Source organism: Cohnella fermenti (assembly GCF_004801405.1).
Lineage (GTDB): Bacteria > Bacillota > Bacilli > Paenibacillales > Paenibacillaceae > Cohnella > Cohnella fermenti.
In genome coordinates this window covers 37,424-60,173 of sequence record NZ_SSOB01000031.1, presented here as the reverse complement: position 1 = coordinate 60,173, position 22,750 = coordinate 37,424, and the positions used below count along the sequence as shown (strand labels likewise).

Genomic DNA, 22,750 nt, shown 5'->3' with positions numbered 1-22,750 from the left:
AATAATCAAACGCTTACATTCCGGTTTTCTTTAGGAAGGAGGAACTCATCGCAATTCGCTCGGTTAGCTTCTGCCAAGATCTGTGAATCGAAGGGAGATTATCCTGTGGAAAAGAGAGTTTTAAAAAAAAGTATCATTGTTATCGCTTCTATCCTGCTTGGCTTCTGCTTGGTGTTCGCCGACGCTTCCTCCTCTTACGCTGCCGTTACCTGGCCGGCCTCGCAAGCGCTTCCCACCCTGTCAACGCCGGCAACGACGCTCGACGCCGTCGATCTGAAGACGGAATACTCCTATGGCGCGACGGGAACCCAAATTCTGCATGAGACGGGCCAGGCGGAATCGCGCTACCATCAAGATTTCTGGACAGCCAAAACCTCAATCGATACGGCAGGCAAGCTGATCGCCTACGGTCCCTATGCCACTGATATTCCAACCGGCGTCAACACGGCCTTCTACAATCTGTTGGTCGACAACAATACGGCCAACAATGACAACGTGGCGACGATCGATGTGTACGATTATACGGCCAATCAGATTCTTGCCTCACGGACGCTCACCCGCCATGAATGGAATGGCGCCGGCTCCTTCCAACGCTTCGAGCTGACGTACAATAACGCCACAGCCGGACATGCGCTGGAATTCAGGGTTCGCTGGCTGGGCACCTCGCTCGTCAGCCTGTCCAGCGTCGGCACGACGCCGCGAAGCCTGGCCGACGCTGCCAATCTGTTCACCTCGCTCAAAGGTTTATTGGCCAAGAGCCAACCCCGGATTTATACGCTTGGCGGAGAGGAAGGAGAATACGCCTGGGCCGATTCGCTTAACCTTGACTATGCGAATGTCTCCAACAATTGGTCGCTTCTGACCAAGTACCGAAGCGAGATCGGCGGCATCGTCGTGTACGACTACGATGTGCCCGACACGTTGAATCTGGCAACGACGATCGCCTCCTTGCAGGGCGGCATCGTAGCGGCACCGGATCTTGTCGCGACTCTGACCTCCGCTCCCTATAATCTGCCGATTCTCGAAGATCTGCGAGGCGACTTTACGACCAAGCTTCAAGTCTACGAATATCTGAGAGACCATTATTGGTCGCAGACGACCCACCGGGTTCTGGTCGGTCTCAATTCGAGCGTTGCCGGGTATCTCCGGGACTATGCCTCCGCTATTGAAGCTTCGGTCGTCTGGCTCGACCCCAGAATTGCCGAAGAAGACGATTTGCTTCGCGATTTTCTGGCCGACATGCCTGCAGGCTCCGTCTATATGGGCTGGTGGGCGGATGAAGCCTCCGGCGTGCAACGCGTATCGGAATACGGGATATCGACCGTCGCTTCGGACTGGTCCAGCAATCTGACCGTATTTAGCGGCACCTCGCGCACCGTGTCCGTCAAGCCGACGCCGAACAAGATTCCTCTCGAGAATAAAATCTATGTCAGCTTCATTATGAGCGACGGCGACAACCTCCAGTACATGGAGCACCGCTTCCGCAAGCTCTGGGACAGCGCCAGCAGAGGGACTGTGCCTCTCGGCTGGACCATATCGCCCGCGATGCTCGATGCAATGCCGGGAGTGCTGAACTATTACTACGACACCGCAACCGAGAATGACGTATTTATCTCAGGCCCAAGCGGCATCGGCTACACGTACCCTAATTTCTGGAGCAACCAGACCTATCTTGACCAATTCGTAGCCCAATCCGACGATTATATGAGTCGCGCCGGACTCAAGGTCGCGACGATATGGAATTATATCAACGGAGGAATCAACGGCAATGTCGGCAACAGCTTCGCCGACTACGCGCCTTCGTTGCTCGGGCTGACGACTCAGCAAGGCGGCGGCGGCATTACTATTTACAACAACTTGATGCCTTCACAGAACCTTAACGCAACCTACGGGGATTCCGCGAGTTCCTTGATTAACGAGATTACGCAGGCAAGCTCCGGCTGGGACGGACAGTCGCCAAGATTCATCTCGATTCAGGCGAACCCCTGGCAGACCAACTACGAGGATCTGGTCGAGGCCATGAGCAACTTCACCGGCAATAACGATTATGTGTTCGTGCGCACCGATACTTACTTCCAGCTCATGCGGGAATATAACGGCCTGCCGATCAATCCGGACACTCTGATTGCCCGACTCGAAGCGGAGAATACCAGCTATGCTTCCTCCCCGTTCAGTCATAGTCTTGGCCGCTCGGAAGACAACGGATGGACGGCCAATACCTCCCAGGACAACGCAGGCTTTATGCTGTGGGGACCTTACGAGACTTCCTATCCCGAGGGCAGATTGACGGCGACGTACCGGATCAAGATCGACTCCCTGGCGGGCAACAATGACAAGGTGCTTACGCTAGATGTTCGCGACAATACGACAGGCACGGTTCTCTCCTCGTTCGACTTGTACCGCAATCAATTCCAGGCGAGTGGACTGTACCAGAACTTCAGCCTTGCGTTCGATCATACAGCCGGACATGAGTTGGAGTTCAGAGCTTATTATCACGACACCTCGGCGTTAAACATCGACAAGGTGACGATAACGAGCAGCATCGGCCAGTATGAAGCGGAAGGGACGGTTGTCGGCCACGCGGTCGGCCGCGCCGTCGCAGACGGCTGGCAAGCTTCCCCATCGTTGGACAATAGCGGCCATATGCTGTATGGGCCATACGATGGCAATGTGCCCGTCGGAACGCATAAGGCGGACTTCCGCCTGAAGGTGGACAACAATGGAGGCGACAACGACGCCGTGGCGATTCTGGATGTCTACGATGCGACAACGGGCGCATCCATCGCAACAAGCTCGATCCTGCGGCAGCAATTCGCCGCTTCCGATCAATATCAGACCTTCACGCTCGACTTCACGAATAGCGTTCCCGGACACAAGCTCGAGTATCGCGTGCACTTCGAGGACAAGGCGACCATAACTGTCGACAAGGTCACGATTCATTAAAGCAAGAACCACGCCGTACGCGAAGAGAGGCTGTCTCCCAATCGAGACAGCCTCTTCCGTACAAGACCTCCATCCTAATCCTCACCGACAACGAAGAGCTATCGTCTTCACTTCAAAAGGACGGAATTCCAATTCCACACAACCATCCGCTATCGACAGTGCCTCGCCCCGCTCCTCCATGATTGTGGACGCCCACGCGTCCGCGCACGGAAATCCGATACTCAGCCGAGCGCGGGCAACCGGGCTTCCTGCGCTCTCGTAGATGCGAAGAACAAGCTCGTCGCCGTCTTCCGCCTTCTTGACCGAATCGATAATCAGAGAAGGACTGTCGATCGACAGCCAGGACCGGGAGCCAGCGGCGTTCGTTGCGCCAGGCAGGGAAGCCGGAGTATCGTGCAGAGCGACCAGCGGAATATTGAATTCATAGCCGCGGCGAACGACATTCGCCCGGACATGATCGCCCTTGTGCGGCATCAACGCATACTTGAACCGATGTTCTGCCCGATCGGCGTTCGGATCGGGATAGGACGGGCTCCGCAGCAGGTTCAGATCGAGCGTGCCGCCCTCCGCGCGATGTCCGTACTTGCAATCGTTAAGAAGGGCGACGCCGAATTCCGTCTCGGACAGGTCGATGTAGCGTTGGGCGCACACCTCGTCCCTGGCGAACTCGAGCAGCGTATTGCGGCTTGTCGGACGACGCAGATAGCCGAATTGAATCTCGCAGCTTGCCATATCGGCCCTGACCGAGGTATCGAAGGACGTTCTCAGCATCTTGCCCGACTCTCGCCAGTCGACCTCCGTCTCGAAGACGACCATGTCTTCTCCCGCAGCCAGACTGACGATTTGACGGATCTCGGAGTCTTTGTACCTGTATACTTGTCTTGAGACAGCGCGGTGACCTTCTACGCGGAACTCCGCCTGCTCCAGCTTGATCTCCCCTGCCGGCATCTGGCGGTAATCTCTCGGGAAGTCCCAGGCATCTCCCGAATCATGGAAGACAGCGAGAGCATTGCCGCGCCCTCCCGCCGCCAGCGATTCGCGTCCGGCCGCCTTATCGAACACCGATGACAAGCTGCCGTCGGCCGCGAACCGGACTCGAAGCCGATCATTCTCCAGCACGCCGTCGGCGCAGACCGGCACGGACTCGGACGGCAGCTTGCGAGAAGCGTCAGCCAGGCGAACGGCTCCCATCGACGGAGCTCGCACCGCCAGCCACTCTCCTCCGGACTCGATCCATCCCTCCCGTTCCCACGGCAGCGAATTGAAGAGGACAGGCTCGCCGTTCGCGCCCAGAAGCGCGGCCAGTCTCCCGTACGCCTCTCGCTGCAGCCCGAGCGTCTCCTTGTACAGAGCCTCGTACCGCTCAAGCGATTCGTCGTAGACTCGCCCGATAGAGGAACCGGGAACAATGTCGTGGAACTGATACAGCAGCACCTCCTTCCAGATCCGCTCCAGTTCCTCGCCCGGATAGCCGCCTCCGCCATGCGCAAGCGCCAGCGACGCCGCGAATTCCGTCTCCCGGAGCGCCAGCTCCATCAGCCGATTATAGCGCTTGCTCCGCGCCTGCGTCGTCAGCGTCCCCTGATGCTTCTCCAGATACAGCTCACCGCGATACCGCTCAAGGAGCGGCGCCTCCTTCTCCAGCTTCCGGAAGAAGGCCAGCGACGTCTCTTGCTTTGCCGGAGGCAAGCCGGACAGATTGTTTAGCCTGGACAATCTCTCCAGATGCTCTTCTCCCGGACCGCCGCCGCCGTCGCCGATTCCGAACAGCATAAGCGCATGTCCGGATACGCCCTTGTCCAGATAATCCCGCTCTATCTTGGCGAGCGAGCGGGGAGCGGCCGGACCGTTATACGTATCTTCGGGAGGAAGATGCGTCAAGATGCCGGTTCCGTCGATTCCTTCCCAGATAAAGCTGTGGTGCGGATGCTGATTGTACACGCTCCACGACAGCTTCTGCGTCATCATGTATCGAACGCCGGAGGAGACGAGAAGCTGCGGCAGACTGCCCGTATAACCGAATACATCCGGCAGCCAGAGCGTCTCCGGCTCCACGCCGAACTCCTGAAGGAAGAAGCGCTTGCCATACAGGATCTGACGGACAAGCGCTTCGCCGCCGGATATATTCACGTCCGGCTCGACCCACATGGCCCCTTGAACCTCCCAGCGCCCTTCCTCTACGCGTTCCTTGATTCGGTCGTACAGGCCGGGATAGTGCTCCTTCATCCACTGATACAATTGGGGCTGACTGGCGCCGAATACATACTCCGGATACTTCTCCATATTGCGCAGCACGGTCGAGAAGGTGCGCGCCCCCTTGCGAATCGTCTCGCGAATCGGCCACAACCAGGCCAGATCGATATGGGCATGCCCGATCGCGCTGACCTGCAGCTCCGCATCCCCGCCCCGCCGGCGCAGTTCCGGGGCAAGCAGCGCCGCCGCACGCCCTGCCGCTTCCGCCGTCGGATCGGCCAGCGCCAGAGTCGCTTCATACAGCTTGCGCACCAGCCGCGCCCGTCGCGAGCTTCGTTCCGGAACCTGCTCGGCCAGCTCCAGCAACACTTCGAAATCATAGTAAAGGCTGCGAATCGCCTCATCGCACACCGCGATGTCCGCCTCCTTCAAGGTGCCGCTGCGGTAATGGCCGAACAGGTCGTTGCAGCCTGCATCCGCCCACAGATCGATTGCTTCGCCGCCGCAACAGGCAGCAGCCACCTCTACGACCCGCTTGCCAGGCTTCCCCAGCTCCAGCGCGAATTCCGAGTTCACGTTCGTAAGCCCTTGCCGCGGGGTGCCTGTCTCGTCGACAAGACAGAGCTCGCCGTTCACATCGATCAAGAGCACAATCTTGCAGCCTTGAGCCTCCATGGGAACGATGCCTCTGAAGCGGAACCACGCGCATTCCCACAGCTCACCCCAGCGATCGCCGGGCGTCAGCTCCCGGTAACTGCCCGATTCGCGTTCCGCGAAAGACACCGGCTCTCTCGTCACCCATGCTTCCACTGCAAGCGGAGCGAGAGAGCGATAGATTCGTTCGTTTAATCGTTCCTTCGTGTGTTTGATTCTCTCCAGCATGACTGGCACGGTCTCTTGCGGCATGATAGCTCTCCCCTTTGATCTTGACGGGAACGAAGGGAGAGCGCGACATCGTCGCACTCTCGCCCGTTGATCCGTATTCTATTGCGTTACGATACGATTTCCTTATGTTTTATTTTATTGCTGCATTACTTGGCGATTGCAGCCTCCGCCTTCTCCTGCGCCTCGTCGAGAGTGGCCTTGATGTCCTTGTTCGACATGACCGCCTTGGTAACCGCATCTCCGAACAACTGCCATACCTGAGAATCGTTCTTCTTGAAGGTCGGCAAGCCTTGAACGTTGCCGCTCATCGCCTGATAGTGCAAATACATGGCCGGATGCGCAGCCTGATATTCCGCCGTCTCGGCAACCGACTTCTTGACCGGCGAACGAAGATCTCCGTCCGCGACCAGATTCTGAATCTCGTCGCTGTACAACGTGCGAATGTACTCGAATGCAGCTTCCTTGTTCTTCGCATTCTTCGGCACTGCATTGAAGGCGGCGCCGATCGTGATATTGCCGGCCTGACCGCCCTCGGACAACGGAATCGGAGCCATTCCGTAGTCGATCCCGAGTGCCGTACTCTCGGAAGCCCGCCAAGGTCCATCGATGATATAGGCGGTTTGTTGCTTCTTGAAGGCATCGAAGTACGGGCCTTCTTCGGTGTTGACCATCAATCCTGCCGGGTGATTGGCATACAAGCTGCGCAGGTATTCGACCGTCTTCACGTTGGCGTCGCTGTTGAACGCCGGATTGCCATCGGCATCGATGAATCCGCCGTTATTGATAACGAGCAACGGGCCGTAGCGCAGATAACCGCCCGCGTTCGGACCGGCGTATACACCGCCTCCATAGAACTTGCCATTGCCCGCTTCTGTTACTTTGTTGATGTTGGAGAGAAGCTCATCCCAAGACTCGGGGGCTTTATCCGGATCGATTCCGGCTTGCTTGACCAGACCTTTGTTCCAGAACAGACTGCTTACTCCCGGTTGTGCTGCGAAGCCGTAAATCTTGCCGTCGACCTCCATCGGCTTCCAAGCGGCAGGAGCGATATTCTCGCGAATCTCATCCGCCATATCATCCGGGAACGGCTCCAACAGCCCTTGCATCGCGAAGCCCGGCATCTGCGTCTCGCCGACAATTACGTCCGGAATATTGCCGGCCAGGAAGCCAGCCGTCTCCTTCTGGGTGAGAGTCTCGCCCCAACCCCAATCTTCCATGTTGACCGTAATGTTCTTCTCCGCCAGCTTGTCCTTAATAATCTGCTGATAATAATAAGCGTACAGATTGGAATTATACGATTGGCCCTTGACATAATTGAAGTCAGATTCCTGCACTCTCGGGCTGATCGTCTCATCCGCGACAAGCGCTTTCTTCTTGGTAGCGAGCAGACTGTCGTTCAGCACTCCCGTGCCGACATTCACGGACCCCTCCGTCAACACCTTGATCTCTACCGGCTGCGCCGCACTGGACGACGCGGATGCGGATGCCGATTCACTGCCGGATGCCGAAGCGCTCGGACTCGCCGTGTTGCCGTTGTTCCCGTTGCCGCCGCATGCAGATAATCCAACCGCCATCGTCAACGCACTGATAGCCAACCAACCCTTTTTGCTTTTCATCCTATAGACCCTCCTTGAATTAAGTAGCGACTTACGTTTAAAACATATCACACATATTTATTATATTCAATATGTTTTATGCAAATTTTGTTTACCCTTTAACTCCGGAATTAGCGAGTCCTTGAACAATATATCGCTGGAAGAAAAAGAAAATCAGCACAGCGGGAATGGTATTGCCCAGACCGAGTGTAATAATGAGAGGATAATTGATCGTACCTCCGGCTCCCGAACTGATGGAAGAGAGACGAGCAATCGCTCCGGGAAGCGTCAGGAGGTCATCGCTGCTCGTATAGAAGAATGGTGTTATGAAGTCATTCCAGGTTCCCAACGCCGTTGTAATGGCAATATAAGCGACAACGGGGAGCTGAAGCGGGAACAGTATCTGGAACATGAGACGGAGCGTCCCCGCTCCATCCATCTTGGCCGCCTCGTCCAGCTCGATTGGGACCTTCTCAAGCGATTGCTTGACAAGGAACATCCCCATGATGTTCATCGCCGGACCGCCAATGAGATAGACCCACCACGTATTCAGAATTCCCGTGCCGCCGACAAAGATGTCATTCCCGCCGGCCCAAGGGAAACGGGCGAATTCCAAATAGGTCGGGATAATCGCTATGGTCAGAGGAATGGTCTGCGTCGCCAACAGAACGAGAAACAACGCCCCTCTGCCCTTGAACTTCAACCGGGAGAAGACAAAGCCGGCAAGGAACGAGGTCAACACCGCAAACAGGGTAGAGTAGACCGTACGCAGAATGGTGTTCCCCATATACTTCGTGACCGCGGCTGTCACCGTCCCCGTCACAAGCGATTTGTAGTTGGCCAGCGTCGGTCGATCCGGAATCGGGAACGCGCTCAGCACCGTGCGGTTGAATTCCTCTCTGGTAAAAAATCCGGCCAGAATCATGAATAGTAGCGGATACAGCAGAACAGCGCCGAAGCCCAGCAGAACGGCATGGGCGACAATTCGCGAGGCGCCGCCTCGGGTTCGCGTCGAACGGGATTCACTTGCGCTCACGGCTTGCTCCCCCTCCTCTGATTGGAATCGTGGTGCGGCGGTCGGAGTTGGACGACCACCGGTAATAGATCATTGTAATTGACATGGCCAGAATGGCCATAATCAGCGAGGAGGCTCCAGCCATGCCCAGATTGAAGTCCCAGAACCCGTCCCGATAAATCCGAAGCACGAGAACCTCCGTCTGGCTGTACGGTCCGCCGTCGGTAATAAACAGAACCTGTTCATAAATCTGAATGGCCGCGACGAGGCTTGTAATGAAGATAAACGTCGCAATCGGCTTGAGGCCCGGTATCGTCACGTGCCTCAATCGGGCCATCCTGCCGGCCCCATCGACCTCTGCCGCCTCATACAACGTCGGATCGACCGACTGCAATCCCGCCAACCAGAGGAGCGATGCCGCTCCGACTCCCTTCCAGACCGAATACACGACAATCCAGAAGATGCTCCAGCCGACCGAATATTGCCAGACGATCGGTTCCTTGCCAAGCGAAATCAGAATGTTGTTAATAATGCCATTGCTCGGACTAAGCAGCAGGTTAAAAATCTGGGTGGTCGCCACGGTGGACGTCACCGCCGGAATGTACCAGATCGTGCGATAGATGCCTTTGCCGAATAGCGGCATATTCATCAGGAGCGCCGCACCGAAGCCCGCCGCTTGCGTAACGACGGTGACAAGCGCGCCGATCCATATGGAGCGCCACAGCGCCCCCGTGTACAGCGGATCCTGGAAAAAGGCGATAAAGTTGTCCAATCCGGCGAAGGACGGTCGATCCGTCAATCCAACCCAATCGAAGAAGCCCAGCACGAAGCCGAACATTGTCGGGAATCCGTTGACGACCAGCCAGAATCCGATTAGCGGCGTCAGAATGACCGCAGCCAGCAGGGCGTCTCTATGCCTCTTGATAAAGCGCTTCCACGATCCTCCCGATCTATCGTCCGCCACTCCTTCAGCGGTAATCCGCTGCATTGCGCATCTCTCCATTCTCTATAACAATTGATCATATCGGACAATTTTCATTATAAACGGAAGCAAACTGGATGTAAATATTGAATATATTAAATATATCAAATAAAAGGAGCCGCTATGTGCAGCTCCTTCGGAGAGTTCAATCCATTATGGAGTTCAATCCATTATGTCCTTCATGCGCCCGATACCGGACCGGCGGAGTGGCGAACGACCAATTCGGGCGCCATTACCGTCTTGACATAGCGCTCCCGGCCTTGTCGTTCCTCGATGACATCCGTTAATATGGATGCCGCCTTCTCCCCCATCGTTGCCTCCGATTGGGAGATGTGAGAGTAGAAGCCGTCCTCGGCAAGCCCCGAATACGGATCGTCGAAGGTCAGAATCGAGACATCCTCCGGTATTCGGAGGCCGATGCTCCGGCAGATCGAAGCAATATGAACGCCGAGCCTGCCGTTAAGCGTAATATAGGCGGTTGCCATACGATTCTTGACGAAGCGGTACAGCGGGTGGGTCTCGTCGGCGTTCTGATAATCCACATTAAAGTCCGTCAGAATCAACGCGGGATTGATCAGCGCCTCGTGGTGCTTGAGCGACTCCATATAGCCGCCAATGCGGTCCTCGACCGTAATCGTCGGCAGGATGGAATCCGAGCAGATCGCAATGTCCCGATGGCCGAGCTCCCACAGGTAGTCCACCGCCCGCTTGCCGCCGATCAGCCCGTCGCTGCGAACGACATTCGTGTCGATACCGGCCAGGTAGCGGTCGATCAGCACGAACGGGAATCCGACCGCCTTCAGCGACAGAATCTCCTCATTGTAGGTCTCCGCATCGCACGGAAATATAAGCAGCCCCTGGACGCCGAATTGGAGCAAGCTCCGGATCGCTTCCTTCTCCCTGTCGATCGAATTGGATGTAAGCGCGATGTGCAAGCGATAATCCTTCTCCGTCAGCCTGCGGTTGATGCCTTCAATAAGTCGAAGGGCGAAGTGGTCCGCAAGCTCCGGCAGAATCAGTCCGATCGTTCGGCCTGCGGCTCTCTGCCCTCCCGCAGCCGTCATCGGATAATCCGGCGTGACGACCTCCGTCTCGGACAAGCGCTCCTCCGACAGTCCGCCGATCAGCTCGCCGATACGCTCGCTCACGAAGCTCCCTCTGCCGGGCACCCGGTAGATCCAGCCTTCCTTGGCCAACTGCACAAGCGCATTGGCCACCGTAATCCGGCTGACATCGAATTGCTCCATCAATTCCTTCTCGGATGGAATCTTGTCGTTGCTTTTCAATTCCTGACGGTGAATCAGGTTTTTAAAATATTGCTGGATTTGAACGTACAATGGTGGACGCTCATTTTGCATATGCTATTGCTCCTTACTGTGTATTATCATCAAAATATATCAATTATAGCATTTAGTCAACAGGGCTTGTTCAAACGAAAAGAAATTTTGCGCGATTTATCTGTTTTCTCCCAAACCATCGTTTCCGCCGTTTCAGCATATTTCATGTGTAATAAATAGAAGTAAAACGTTTTCCATCAACTTCGCTCAGCGAAGACCCGTATCTCACGCTCGGCGACGCCTACCGCCCCGGCTACAGCCGGCTGTTCATCCTGAAGCCGGCGCGGGCGGTCAACCCGAAGGCGAGGATGATCATCAAGTACCCGAACTGGAACGAAGCCTACCAGGCGTCCGGGTACCCTGTTCTGCTACTCCCTGCTGAAGGACAGCGTTCACGTCCCCGCCCTCGGCTTCCAGCTCGATAAGCTGGACGAAGCGGCGGCGGCGCTCGGCCGTCCGGTCGGCGCTTACGTCTACGAGCCTCATCACGCCAAGGGCGAGGACCATCTGTACGATTACCTGGGGATGCTGGCGATTCCGTTCGAGCTCTCTCCCGATTTTCCAACCGAGGTGTCCCAGCCGTTGCTCATTACCGCGAACGCGGCCCGGGACGAGGGCATTATCGAGAAGATGAAGGGGTATCTGCGTGCGGGAGGACAGATCGTCATGACGTCCAGCTTCGTGGCGAGGATGAGCGGGAGAGGGGCCGAGGAGTTCACGACCTTGCATCCAACGGGGAAAAAACTGGCCGTGAGCAAATTCGCAACCGAGACGCATAGCTGTACCTTCGATCGGTTCTCCGAGTCGCGGGAGGAGCTGCTCTTCCCGATTCTCGACTACAGCACGAACGGCACCTGGCAGTCCATCGTCGCGCTGAAGGGGCACAACAACATTCCGGTTCTGATGTACGACAATTACAGCCGGGGCCGAATTCATACGCTTGTCATTCCCGACGACTACGCGGATCTGTGGAAGCTGCCGGAGGACGTCGCCCTCGAAGCTGCGCGCCGTGCTGGCGGGCGATGTCGCTCCATACCGGATCGACGGCCCCGGCGAGGCGGGCTGGTTCGCTTACGACAACGGGACGTTCGTGCTCGAGAACTTCGCTCCGATCCCGCAGCGTTGGACCGTCCGCGTGCCGGAAGGCCGCGAGCTGATCCGGATCGCCGGGCGGGAGCATCCGAAGAGGCTCGGCACGGACGCGGACGGCTCCGTTCGGTACGAAGTGCGGCTCGCACCTTCTTCCCTCGTCTTGTGCAAGCTTGAATAGAGGGAGGAGCCGGCGTCCGGGCCGTCTACCGTCCCGACACGATCGGCATGTTGGTGAGTCGGCGAATCGATATCCATATTATGGTGATAAGAGAGGCGCTATCCCCCTTCTGAACCCTTATGCCTCTTCTCCCCTTGGCTCAGGAACCTTCGCTCGCCGATGATTCGCTTTGGTCTTAGGACTGCCGATTCCCCTTGTACCTCCTTATCCTGAGCGAAAGGGAGAAGAGACCTAATCCCGCCAGAGGGAAAACACATATGGGGGAGTTGGAAGCGTTGCCGGGCAGGATGGCAAGTGGAACGAACTGTCGATAGGCGGGTTTCCCGCACATCTCCCTCTCCAACCGCCTCTTCGGATGGCCGCATACGAAAAATTTTCATGGTAGGGGGTGACAACTGTCCTTGTTGTCATAGTTGTTTTTCGCATATATACGGCAACGCGCGGGCATGTCGAATGGCCATTTTTTCGATTCATTTTATCGAAAGGGGGTGAATTAGCGGTAAAATGTCATGATAAATAATAAAATCCCGCTTGAATGGACTTTTCCAATTCAAGCGGGATTTTTGGTAGATCTCCTATTTATCCGTCAGTCATGAAGAGCACAGTCAAACCAAAGACCGTCCTGATGGATTCGACTCCATTGGACGGTCTTTGATTTTGACTTATGGATGGTTCAATTGATCAATGAATCCAAGCACCCGAAGTGCCCGTACAAGAACGGCCGCCGCTTGCGCACGTGTCGTCTCGCCTTCCGGACTGAACGTATCCTTGCTGGTACCATTCATGATGTTAAGACTAACCATTAATCGAACGTCCTCCATATAGATTGGGTCTATCCTTCCCATATCCTTGTAGCCATTCAAGCTAACCTTTTCTCCTGTGGATGGCAGCTTCTCAAGTTCAATGGCAGCCGCCAGCATACTCGCCATTTCCTCGCGCGTCAGCACTTGCTCCGGCTTAAAGCGGTTGCTGCTCGCGAACGCCAATAGGCCGAGTTCCTTCGCTTGGGCTACCTCGCTATAATACCAAGCTCCTTGCTTTACATCCTCATATGGCGCTGCCGTGTTGGTTGAATGGCCGCGTCCAAGCGCCCGTACGAGCATCGCGGCGAATTCCGCCCTGGTTACCTCTTTATTCGGATCATACAAGCCGCCGCCTACGCCGTTAACAAGACCTTTTGCCGCCGCCAGATCAATGAAAGGTTGGCTCCAATCTTGTCGTACATCAGTGAAGTAGACCGAATTGTCCGCCACGACATACACACTGTTCGATAATGAGCTGATCATCACATACCAGTTGCCCTCGATTTGCACCTTGCGTGCAGGGACAAACTCGAATTGTTTCGCCGTTTCGTTATAGCGGAACGCGCCCCATTGATCCGGTAGGTCGGTCATTTCCTTCGGCATCGGGATGATTCTTACCATCGCCTTGCTGAACTTGTCTGCCGCACCAACCGGTTGCTTGGTCTTGGTATTGATGATCTCGATGCTGAAATCCACAATGGCGCCCATTACCTTGCCGTTCGGCAAGCCACGTGCAAACGCCGCCTGAATGTCCGCGTCCCCGGACTTGTCGGTCAGCGTGATTTTGAAGCTGATATCCTCGGCATTCAATTTGTTCGCGGCAAGCAAATCCTGCAGTCCCGGAACGAGGGAAGCCAGATTAACCGGCACTCGGTAACTGCCATAAGGCGCCTGAATCTCGATGAAGAAGGTTGCGTTCTGACCCGCAAATCTCGTTAATAGGCTGCCAGGGATGCTGACATAAGCTACGCCGTCCTTCGGCGTCACTTGCAGCGTGACGGACGGCTTCGTCGTATCGATAGTGTCCGGATCAAGCCTGGTTCCGTTCAGGTCGATAACCAAATCGACAGTCGTATTCGAAGATGTTGAACTGCCGCTGTCGGCGCGGTTAACAACCTGTGTCACCGTAAAGGTCACTGGCGTCATATGGGTCGCCGATACCGTTACCGTTGCCGTATAGGTTCCTGCAGCAAGTCCGTCGTTCGGCTTCAACGTAAAAGTCGTGGACGGCATCCCGCTATTAAGAGTAGTAGCTACTGGCTGCGTAATCGTAAAGCTGCTCGCATTCGTCCCGCTCAGCGTTGTCGCCAAGGCAGTCAAGTCTCCCGTTCCCGTCTGCGTCACGGTCACCGTTATCGTATCCTGCGTCCCTGATGCATAGCCTGCTGTCAACGCATTCAGCGTCTCGTTCGACAACGGACTGATCGCGTACGTCGGGATCGCAGACCATTGCGCATACAGCGTGAGCGCCGCGGTTGGCATCGTCACCGTTGCGCCTTCTGCATACGCCGTTCCTTCGCCATCCGCCTCCGTATTCCATCCCGAGAACGTGTAGCCCGTCTTCGTGAACGTGTTCGCTTTCGCCGCGAAGGTCGCACCGGATGCCTTATTCGTCTCCGTCGGGGCCGTGCCTCCGTCGGACGTATTGCCATCGTAAATGACGCCATACGTCGTCGGCGTCGAATCGCTCACCGTTATCACTAATGTCTGCTCAGATCCGGCACTGAATGTAAACGTCAGCGTCGTCGAGCCTACCGGCTGCTCTGCCAAGTAGCTCTGACCAATCGTGACGGTGTCGTCCACTACCGTGTAGTCCTCGTCTTCTACCAACGGCGACCCGCCGTTCACAATGCCCGTCAGCGTGTTGCCGTTCAGCGTCATCTCCGTCGTTACATCTGACCGGTTCGCCGGATTTATATCAAACGTCGCCGTCGTCGGGCTGATCTCGCTATCCTGCGGCATAGCCGCCTTCGATAGGATAACGGAGATGGCTGCGCTCACTACTCGCAGCGATTCGTTGCCAGCAGCGTCCGTTGCGGTAAGGACATACTTGTACGAGCCGGGCGGCAGATCGCCCAGATCGGCCGCGGATACGGAGCCGTCGGCAGCGCTCGTTCCCAGATCCACTCCCGTCGCCGACAACTCGCCCGCATCGATCGCGTTGTCGTCATTGGCGTCGTTCCAGGCGTAAGCGCGAACGTTCGCTCCGGACTCGCCGATCGCATTCGCCGATCCGAGCAGTTGATCCGGCGTTCCGTCATAGTTGTCGATAGCCGTGAACTTCGTCACATCTACGGTCGGAGCCGTCGTATCCGGCAGCTCGTCCTCCATAATCGTGATGCTCGCGCTTGATTGCGCTCCCAGCGACACCATGTTCGAAGGATCGGAGAGCGTTGCCGTAAACATCCGATTGCCGGAGTACACCGCGTTATCGTCAATCGGGATCGGATAGGTCTTGACCGTTTCGCCGGCCAGGAACGAGATCGTATCCGTGACTGCCGTATAATCGGTACCGGCAGTGGCGGAGCCGTCCGTCGTCGTCAATCGTACCGTCGTCGGCCCGTAGCTGTCGCTTCGAACGATGGTAACGATGGCGGACCCTCCGTCCTCGGAGACGGAGTAAGCAGCCGAATCGAAGGCGACCGTCCCTTCGGACTTGCTGAGTATGAGCTCAATAGAAGTGTAGGATCTGAGTAACAAATCCGGGATTCCGTCGCCGTTGAAATCTTCAGCGTTGACCTCTCTTACATCAGCAGTTGGGGCATAAGTGATTCCCGCTTGGAAAGTACCGTCGCCGTTACCAAGATATTGGACATAAGAGTACCCTTGAGTCGTAACCAGGATATCAAGATAACCATCGTCATTTATGTCGCCGGCGTCTATAAAGATCGGGTATGTCCCACCACCGGACGAATAGAGGATCGGTGCGCCAAACGAGCCGTCTGCGTTGCCGATCAGGATCGTCATTGCGTCAGCGCCATTCGCGTTTACCGCAAGATCCTCCACGCCATCGCGATTCCAATCCCCGATCGCAAATTCAAAAGGAGCGGCTCCCGTCGGATAATCTTGCCTACTGAATCCGCCATTACCGTCACCAAGCAAGACGCTTATCGAATTGGAGCCATCGTTGGTACAGATCAAATCCAAATTCCCGTCTCTATTGAAGTCGCCCGACTTCACGATGCGCGGATAGCTTCCCACCGTCTCCGTAACAGCCGTCTGGAAGGAGCCGTCGCCATTCCCGTACAGAATGGAGACCCTGCCTGCAGAATCGTTCGTAGCAGCTACATCCAAGTTCCCGTCTTTATTGAAATCTCCGGAGGTCACAGACAATGATTTATAGCCGGACGGGTATGGGACGGCGTCCTCATATTGGCCGTCAGCCTTGCCAAGAAGAATGGAAACGAAGGCGCTGTTGTAACTGCCAACGACAATATCGTTTATCCCATCTTTGTTGAAATCACCTACGGTTGCGGACCTTGGATTGTCGCCAACATTATAAAGTTGAGGCACTTGAAACGTTCCGTCGCCATTGCCTCGCAGAACCCCGATTTGATTGGACATAATCTGAATAACGATCATATCCAGGTTTCCATCGTCGTCGAGATCGGCGTACTTTATGTCATAGATTATTTCCGGTGCTGCAACGGTATAGATGGTTGTAGAGCTTTGATAATGCGGCGGGTCGGCTGCGAATGAATGAAGCGGCGCTACTGTTAACAATGCTGTAAGAATCACAGGTATAAGTTTGCTAAGCTTGTTGCCGGACTTCCATCTCACTGTTACTCTTCTCCTCCCAAACCATTCCCTAAAGTTTTGTCGACTCATGCAATAGGATATCAAACCAAACTATACAAACCATATACAGTCACAGTCGCAGCCCTTTATTCAACTCTTTCTAGCTGCGCTCGCCCCGTCGGAACAACGAAGGCCACCGTCGTTCCTTCACCTGGCTTGCTCTCGATACTCAGCCCGCCCCCATACAGTTGAATCAACCGCCGATTCGTATTGACAATGCCAATGCCGCCCTGCTCTTGCAGGGATGGATTCAGCAGCTTCTCGATCCTGTCCGATGACAGGCCAACGCCGTTATCCTGCACCTCGATCAGAACGCCTTCTTCGATGCGAGCAACCCGCAGTTGGACCGTGCCGCCTATCGCCTTGCTCAAGAGACCATGCCTTACGGCATTCTCGACCAGCGGCTGGATCGACAGCGGCGGAAGCATCACACGAATGCCTTGCTCTACTTCCTGAATAACCTCCAGCTTGTCGCCGAATCGCTCCTTCTCGATGTGCAGATAAGCTGCTACAAGAGCAAGCTCGTGAGCGAGCTCGACCTTCTTCCCGGTATTCAAATAATCGAAGCTGATCCGCAGGAAGGAGGTGAACGCTTCACCCAGCTTCTGCATCCTCGTCGTATCGATCTTGCTAAGCACCATCAGCGCGTTGAGCGTATTGAATAGAAAATGCGGCTGAATTTGCGCTTGCAAGTACGCGGCCTCCATTCGCAACCGATCTTGGATCGATCGCTTGAGCGCGATCAACGAGCGAATCCGGGATCGAAGCTCCAGCGCATCCGCAGGCTTGGTCACGTAATCGTTCGCTCCCGCCAGGAATCCCGTGTAGATGTCGGCAGGCTGGCTGCGTGCGCTCATCAACAGCACGGGCAGCTCCGAAGCGGAGTAACGCTCTCTCACCCTCTGCGTCAGCTGGTAACCGGACATTCCCGGCATCATAACATCGGCAATTACGAGATCCCACGATTGCTGCTCCAGCAATCGCAACGCTTCTTCCCCGGAGCTCGCCGTCACGACCTGGATAGGCTCTGTCTCAAGTATGCCGACGAGCACTCTCAGATTGACCGGATCGTCGTCAACTGCCAATAAGCGAATATCGTCGCCATGGAGCAACGGCGGAACCACGTCGCGTACAGATCTGCCGTCTATCTCTCGCCCTTCCGCCCGCAAGTCTTCGTACGGTTGCGCTGCCGCTGCCGCTTCTCGCTCCGCAAGCCGAATCCGCCCAACGAGCGATTGCGCGGTCGCATCCGCCAACGGAAGAGCTACGCGGAATGTCGAGCCCTTGCCTAACGCGGACTCGACCGACAGCTCGCCGCCATGCAATTCGACCAATTGCTTGCAGATGCTAAGTCCTAGCCCGATTCCTCTACCATCGTCGATTCCGTCTATACCTTGTTCGTAAGGCATGAATATTCGCGCCTGCGTCTCCTCATCCATGCCAATGCCGGTATCGGAGATATCAATCACGGCTTGCCCGCTCCGGACTTCGGCAGATAGGGTGATAGATCCCTGCTCCGTATACTTTAGCGCATTGTGCAGCAAGTTGTACATGATTTGTACCAAACGTTTCTCGTCCGCCATCACAGGCGGCAGCGATTCCGCTATATTCATGTGCAGCTTGATCGACTTGCCTTCCGCCATATATTGAAGCATCGCGATAACGCCGGGGACGATCGCTTGGGCGCAAAGCGGCTCCAACTGCAAGTGTATGCGATGATCCCGCAAGCGTACGACGTCAAGCAGATCATCGAGCAGATAAGACATGCGCCGACTGATGGTACCGAGCAGCTCCATCTCTTGGCGACTGTCCTCCGTAAGCCTATCCTTCTCTCTGTCGTAGAGATTGCCCGCGATATTCATAATGCCGTGCAGCGGCGTCCGCAATTCATGCGAGGTATTGGCGAGAAACCGATCTTTCGCTTTGTCTGCGATCTTCAACTGCCCGTATAATTCGCTAATCTCATCGGTGTTGCGTAAATACTGTTTGAACAAATGGGTTGAAAAGGCGATGACGGCCAACAAGATATCGAATGGATAATAGACGCTCGTCCCTTCCGTGTAATCGTCCGCCATGACCCACGCCAGATTAGATAACGTACTAATCGCGGCAACTAGCAACCAGCTCATATCCTTGTCGTTTTGCTTCTTGAAGGTCACCTTGACTACGATCCCAATAAACCAAACATACGACAGCAAGTAAACCACAAGGAAAATAGGCAAGTCCATCACGCTGTTCACGACCGATACGGGCGCAACCAAGAACGCCGCCGTCAGCATCGCAAGTATAGCTGCGTAATTTCGCAACCACTTTCCACGCCATGCAATTCCTGCGAACCTCATGTAGACAAGCAACATAAATAGGTTTTTCCACAGCAACGCAATCGGCCTGATCTTGATCGTCCATGTATAGTCGACATGCAGCCACATGAACAAAGTTAGGTCAAAGCCGCTGGATACCGAAACGCCAACGCACAAAAAAAGCATGCCTGTGAGCAATAGTGATGGATCTTGGCGTCTATACAAGTAGACAATGCAAGCGTACACCCCATGCAGCAGCACGATACCCACAGTCAATAACTGCAAGACGAGCGAAATCAAGCTCCTATTATCGATCGTCATCTCTGAGCCGAATTGGACGGAATGCGTAATCCCTCCAGAGAACGGAGCATCGAAGTTCGCCACGCGAATGAGCAGATCGATCTCCGTTGCGCCCTTGTCCGTGTATGAAACTCCATACGAGGATTGGCTAGGCACGTACTCGCTTGCCGTCCCGGCAACAACCCCGGCTCCCCCCAGAACGTTGCCGTTGATCTCGACTTCGGAGGCAGCTTGAATAGCTTGGAACCGGAACGCAACGGGCTGTTCAAGCGGATCGGTCAGGATGCGAAGCCGATACGTTGCGTAACCATAGCCGTTATTCGCTTCGATGTTATTCGCTTCGGACATGATCGCCTCTCTCCAGTTACCCGGAACCTGGATGCTGCGAGATGCATGCTCTTCCTCCTGAATTTGCCGCTCGGACAACAACTGATCGGGATACCATTCCCATTGCCCGTCCAACGTTAACGGAGAAGATGCCGCAAGGTCCGTTCCGCGCAAGTCGACGATTCCGTCTATCGCATGAAACGATTTGTCCATTGGAAAAACTTCGTTCCATACCGAGCGAAGTCCGAAGAGCACGCCAATTAATACAAGGACGAGAAAAAAGAGTCAATAAGGCAAAAAAAATCGAATGAGCCGTTTCATACGGCAGTCAATTTCCACTGTTCGTACCAGCGAACGATATGAGCGCCGATCGGCAGCTCCAACTCGCTTCCCAACCTCGTTCGAAGAAGCAAGTATTGTTCCTCCACTTCGATCTTATTGCCGATGGAATCGAACAATTTCATAAGCGCGAAGTAGCAGGCCTCCTCTTCCGGATACAGGTCCTGAACACGCCTATTCACTTGAATAGCCTTGTCTTGCATTCCGTGCTGTTCATAGAACTCGCTTAATCGGGTCATATTATACAGCCAAATCAATCGCAGACGTTCCCGTTCGTGCTCCGCCCAAACATAATCATTTTGCCCAAGATATATGCCTTCATAAGAGTGCAGCGCGCGTTCATAAGCATCGACCGTACTCGCATCAAGTGGCCCCAATTGCTTCACGGTGTGTTCCCACGCCTCCGTATCCACTCGCGCTTCACCGATATCCAGCCGATATCCGGCCTCCAGTTCTCCGGCTTGAATAGAAATCATGTCCATCTTATATCGCTTTAAGGTTTGACGGACGTGGTAAATCTCCGTATAGAGATGCTGCACCGTATTCGTCTCCTCAATATCAGGCCATAACAGTTCAAGCAGTGAGCTGCGACTGACCGTCCGGTTTCTATGAAGGAGCAGGTAGGCGAACAATTCCTGCGCCCTGCTCGTTCGCCACTTCACAATCTGCGACTCCATTCCGGGGTGTCGGAATCGGATTCGGTCAAAGCAGCAAATCCAGGCCGAATCCGGCTTCGGCGGTTTCAGCGAACCTTTCCAATTCAGCTTTTCTTTGACGCGCATGACGGTCTGGATCAAACGCTGTCTCTCCACCGGCTTCATGATATAGTCCAGAGCATAGAGCTCGAATGCGCGAATCGCATACTGGTCGTAGCTGGTAATGAATACGATTTCAATACCCTGTACGATCGCTTGAAGCTGTCTGGCGAGCTTCAGCCCATCTATCTCGGGCATATGGATATCCAGGAATACGACATCCGGACCATGCTCCATTGCGCCCGCAATGACCTCCGTCGGATTCGAATACGCAGCTACGATCTCCATATCGCCGAATTCGCTCTCTATTGCCATTCGAAGCCCGGTCAAGGCCAATGGTTCATCGTCGACCAATAGAACTCTCACCAAGATATCCTCCTTGCAGGCTGTTCCGTTGCCGAATAAGGGCGCTACGCATGAGATGGAGTAAGTAGGCAGGAGTTTGAAAAAATCTAAATAAACAAGAAAAACCCTGTCTATGGAAGGGTTGGATCATCGTATATGGTGGAACCTTGGCGGGGTCGGACCGCTGACCTCTATGGCTGCCAGCGAAGCGCCCCTTCGTCTTGGTCGGTTACATAGTCTCAATTATAGACAACCGGAAGATCCAGGTCAATACAACAATTGACAAAGACATCCGGCTGCGGGAGTGTATTCATTAAACACCTGCAATAATTGGCGCTCACAGGCGTAAATGCTAAAAAAACGGCATCGCTGCCGTTTCGGTTTAAGAAGCTGGTGGATTCTCAGGGACTCGAACCCTGGACCAATTGATTAAGAGTCAACTGCTCTACCAACTGAGCTAAGAATCCATATTATGAAGTTGTGCCACCGGGCCATTCGGAAATGAATGGTGGGCTCTCAGGGACTCGAACCCTGGACCAATTGATTAAGAGTCAACTGCTCTACCAACTGAGCTAAGAGCCCATATCCTGTCATTCCGTCTTGCCTGCGCCTAATGAAAGGGACTGGTGGATTCTCAGGGACTCGAACCCTGGACCAATTGATTAAGAGTCAACTGCTCTACCAACTGAGCTAAGAATCCACATCGTTAGGCTTATTTGGTGGACCCAAGGGGGATCGAACCCCTGACCTCATCGCTGCCAGCGATGCGCTCTCCCAGCTGAGCTATGGGCCCGTAATGCCTTGCCTCTCTTGGCGACAAGAATGAGTGTATCATACGGCCCTACGGGGTGTCAACGGATTTTCGAGCATATGGACGAACTTTTTTGCCGATTGGCCCAGTTGGCTTGTTATGTGCAAATGCTGCCAATGCACATCCGACTTCAGATTGGAAGACGACAGGTCGGCGCCCCGCATAAGCTCTTGGAGAACCTCCCGGAGAACTTAGCTTCCCCTGGGCCTCCTTCCTCCCGGAGCCCCGGCGGAGCGCCTGCCGCCCGCTGCGCTGCAGGCTAAATGCCGTGCTTGTTGATCAATACGTTCAGTTCCTTCAGGAACATATTGATGTCCTTGAACTGGCGATAAACGGAAGCGAAGCGAACGTAAGCGACTTCATCCACGTTGTATAGCTGTTCCATAAGCAATTCGCCGATGATGCGGCTCTCGATCTCCGGGTTCGCGGTATTGCGCAGATCGCGCTCCACGTTGGAGACGATCACCTCCAGTTGTTCGATGGACACGGGGCGCTTCTCGCAGGAGCGCAGCAAGCCGCGCAGCACCTTGTCACGGCTGAATTCTTCGCGTCCCCCGTCCTTCTTGATGACGATCAGCGGCGTCTCCTCGACCATCTCGAAGGTCGTGAACCGTCTGCTGCATTGCTCGCACTCTCTGCGGCGGCGGATCGACTTGTTGTCGTTCGCAGGCCGGGAATCAAGCACCTTCGTACCGTTGTAATCGCAGAATGGGCACTTCACTCGTTGCTTCATCTCCTCTCTATTCGCGCTT

At 55.1% G+C, this 22,750-nt stretch carries 11 protein-coding genes, 4 tRNA genes and 1 pseudogene; 2 read left to right on the top strand and 14 right to left on the bottom strand.

What is annotated here, in order from left to right; all coding sequences use genetic code 11:
- Window positions 1-105 precede the first annotated feature (105 nt).
- Window positions 106-2,943, top strand: a complete 2,838-nt coding sequence (locus E6C55_RS21840; protein ID WP_230986808.1) for a GxGYxYP domain-containing protein — start codon at window positions 106-108, stop codon at window positions 2,941-2,943.
- An 81-nt stretch (window positions 2,944-3,024) separates the two neighbouring features.
- Here the strand turns inward: E6C55_RS21840 and E6C55_RS21835 are convergent, their stop codons facing one another.
- The 5 genes from E6C55_RS21835 to E6C55_RS21815 all read right to left on the bottom strand — a co-directional run bounded on the left by E6C55_RS21835 (window position 3,025) and on the right by E6C55_RS21815 (window position 10,971).
- Window positions 3,025-6,042 carry an alpha-mannosidase gene (locus E6C55_RS21835; RefSeq protein ID WP_136371937.1) on the bottom strand — a complete coding sequence of 1,006 codons (3,018 nt, stop codon included), beginning with the start codon at window positions 6,040-6,042 and terminating at the stop codon, window positions 3,025-3,027.
- 125 nt (window positions 6,043-6,167) lie between these two features.
- Window positions 6,168-7,637 (bottom strand): extracellular solute-binding protein, encoded by a 1,470-nt coding sequence (locus E6C55_RS21830; RefSeq protein WP_136371936.1) that lies wholly within the window; start codon window positions 7,635-7,637, stop codon window positions 6,168-6,170.
- A 91-nt stretch (window positions 7,638-7,728) separates the two neighbouring features.
- Complete coding sequence (locus E6C55_RS21825; RefSeq protein WP_230986807.1) at window positions 7,729-8,652, bottom strand: carbohydrate ABC transporter permease; 924 nt, start codon at window positions 8,650-8,652, stop codon at window positions 7,729-7,731.
- The gene (locus E6C55_RS21820; RefSeq protein ID WP_136371935.1) at window positions 8,639-9,619 is read right to left on the bottom strand and encodes a carbohydrate ABC transporter permease; all 981 of its coding nucleotides are present in this window, start codon (window positions 9,617-9,619) and stop codon (window positions 8,639-8,641) included. Before E6C55_RS21820 ends, E6C55_RS21825 begins: the two co-directional genes overlap by 14 nt.
- Before the next feature lie 173 nt (window positions 9,620-9,792).
- Window positions 9,793-10,971 carry a GntR family transcriptional regulator gene (locus E6C55_RS21815; RefSeq protein ID WP_136371934.1) on the bottom strand — a complete coding sequence of 393 codons (1,179 nt, stop codon included), beginning with the start codon at window positions 10,969-10,971 and terminating at the stop codon, window positions 9,793-9,795.
- Between the two features lie 504 nt (window positions 10,972-11,475).
- Here E6C55_RS21815 and E6C55_RS21810 point away from each other — a divergent pair.
- Window positions 11,476-12,216, top strand: a complete 741-nt coding sequence (locus tag E6C55_RS21810; RefSeq protein WP_136371933.1) for a hypothetical protein — start codon at window positions 11,476-11,478, stop codon at window positions 12,214-12,216.
- Window positions 12,217-12,882: 666 nt separating this feature from the next.
- Here the strand turns inward: E6C55_RS21810 and E6C55_RS21805 are convergent.
- From E6C55_RS21805 to nrdR, 9 genes and pseudogenes are all read right to left on the bottom strand, one after another.
- Window positions 12,883-15,723, bottom strand: coding sequence for an S-layer homology domain-containing protein (locus E6C55_RS21805; RefSeq protein ID WP_230986806.1), 2,841 nt, complete (start codon window positions 15,721-15,723; stop codon window positions 12,883-12,885).
- A 54-nt stretch (window positions 15,724-15,777) separates the two neighbouring features.
- A pseudogene (locus E6C55_RS35460) lies at window positions 15,778-16,587 on the bottom strand (FG-GAP repeat domain-containing protein); the annotation flags it as partial.
- A 320-nt stretch (window positions 16,588-16,907) separates the two neighbouring features.
- A complete protein-coding gene (locus tag E6C55_RS21800; protein ID WP_136371931.1) occupies window positions 16,908-19,961 on the bottom strand; it encodes a hybrid sensor histidine kinase/response regulator in 3,054 nt (1,017 codons plus the stop codon).
- Window positions 19,962-20,065: 104 nt separating this feature from the next.
- A complete protein-coding gene (locus tag E6C55_RS21795) occupies window positions 20,066-21,196 on the bottom strand; it encodes a response regulator (protein ID WP_230986803.1) in 1,131 nt (376 codons plus the stop codon).
- 382 nt (window positions 21,197-21,578) lie between these two features.
- Window positions 21,579-21,654 (bottom strand) — tRNA-Lys (locus E6C55_RS21790).
- Window positions 21,655-21,693: 39 nt separating this feature from the next.
- Window positions 21,694-21,769 (bottom strand) — tRNA-Lys (locus tag E6C55_RS21785).
- 42 nt (window positions 21,770-21,811) lie between these two features.
- Window positions 21,812-21,887, bottom strand: a tRNA-Lys gene (locus E6C55_RS21780).
- Between the two features lie 17 nt (window positions 21,888-21,904).
- Window positions 21,905-21,980, bottom strand: a tRNA-Ala gene (locus E6C55_RS21775).
- 277 nt (window positions 21,981-22,257) lie between these two features.
- Window positions 22,258-22,719, bottom strand: coding sequence for a transcriptional regulator NrdR (nrdR, locus tag E6C55_RS21770; RefSeq protein ID WP_136371929.1), 462 nt, complete (start codon window positions 22,717-22,719; stop codon window positions 22,258-22,260).
- Window positions 22,720-22,750: the final 31 nt, after the last annotated feature.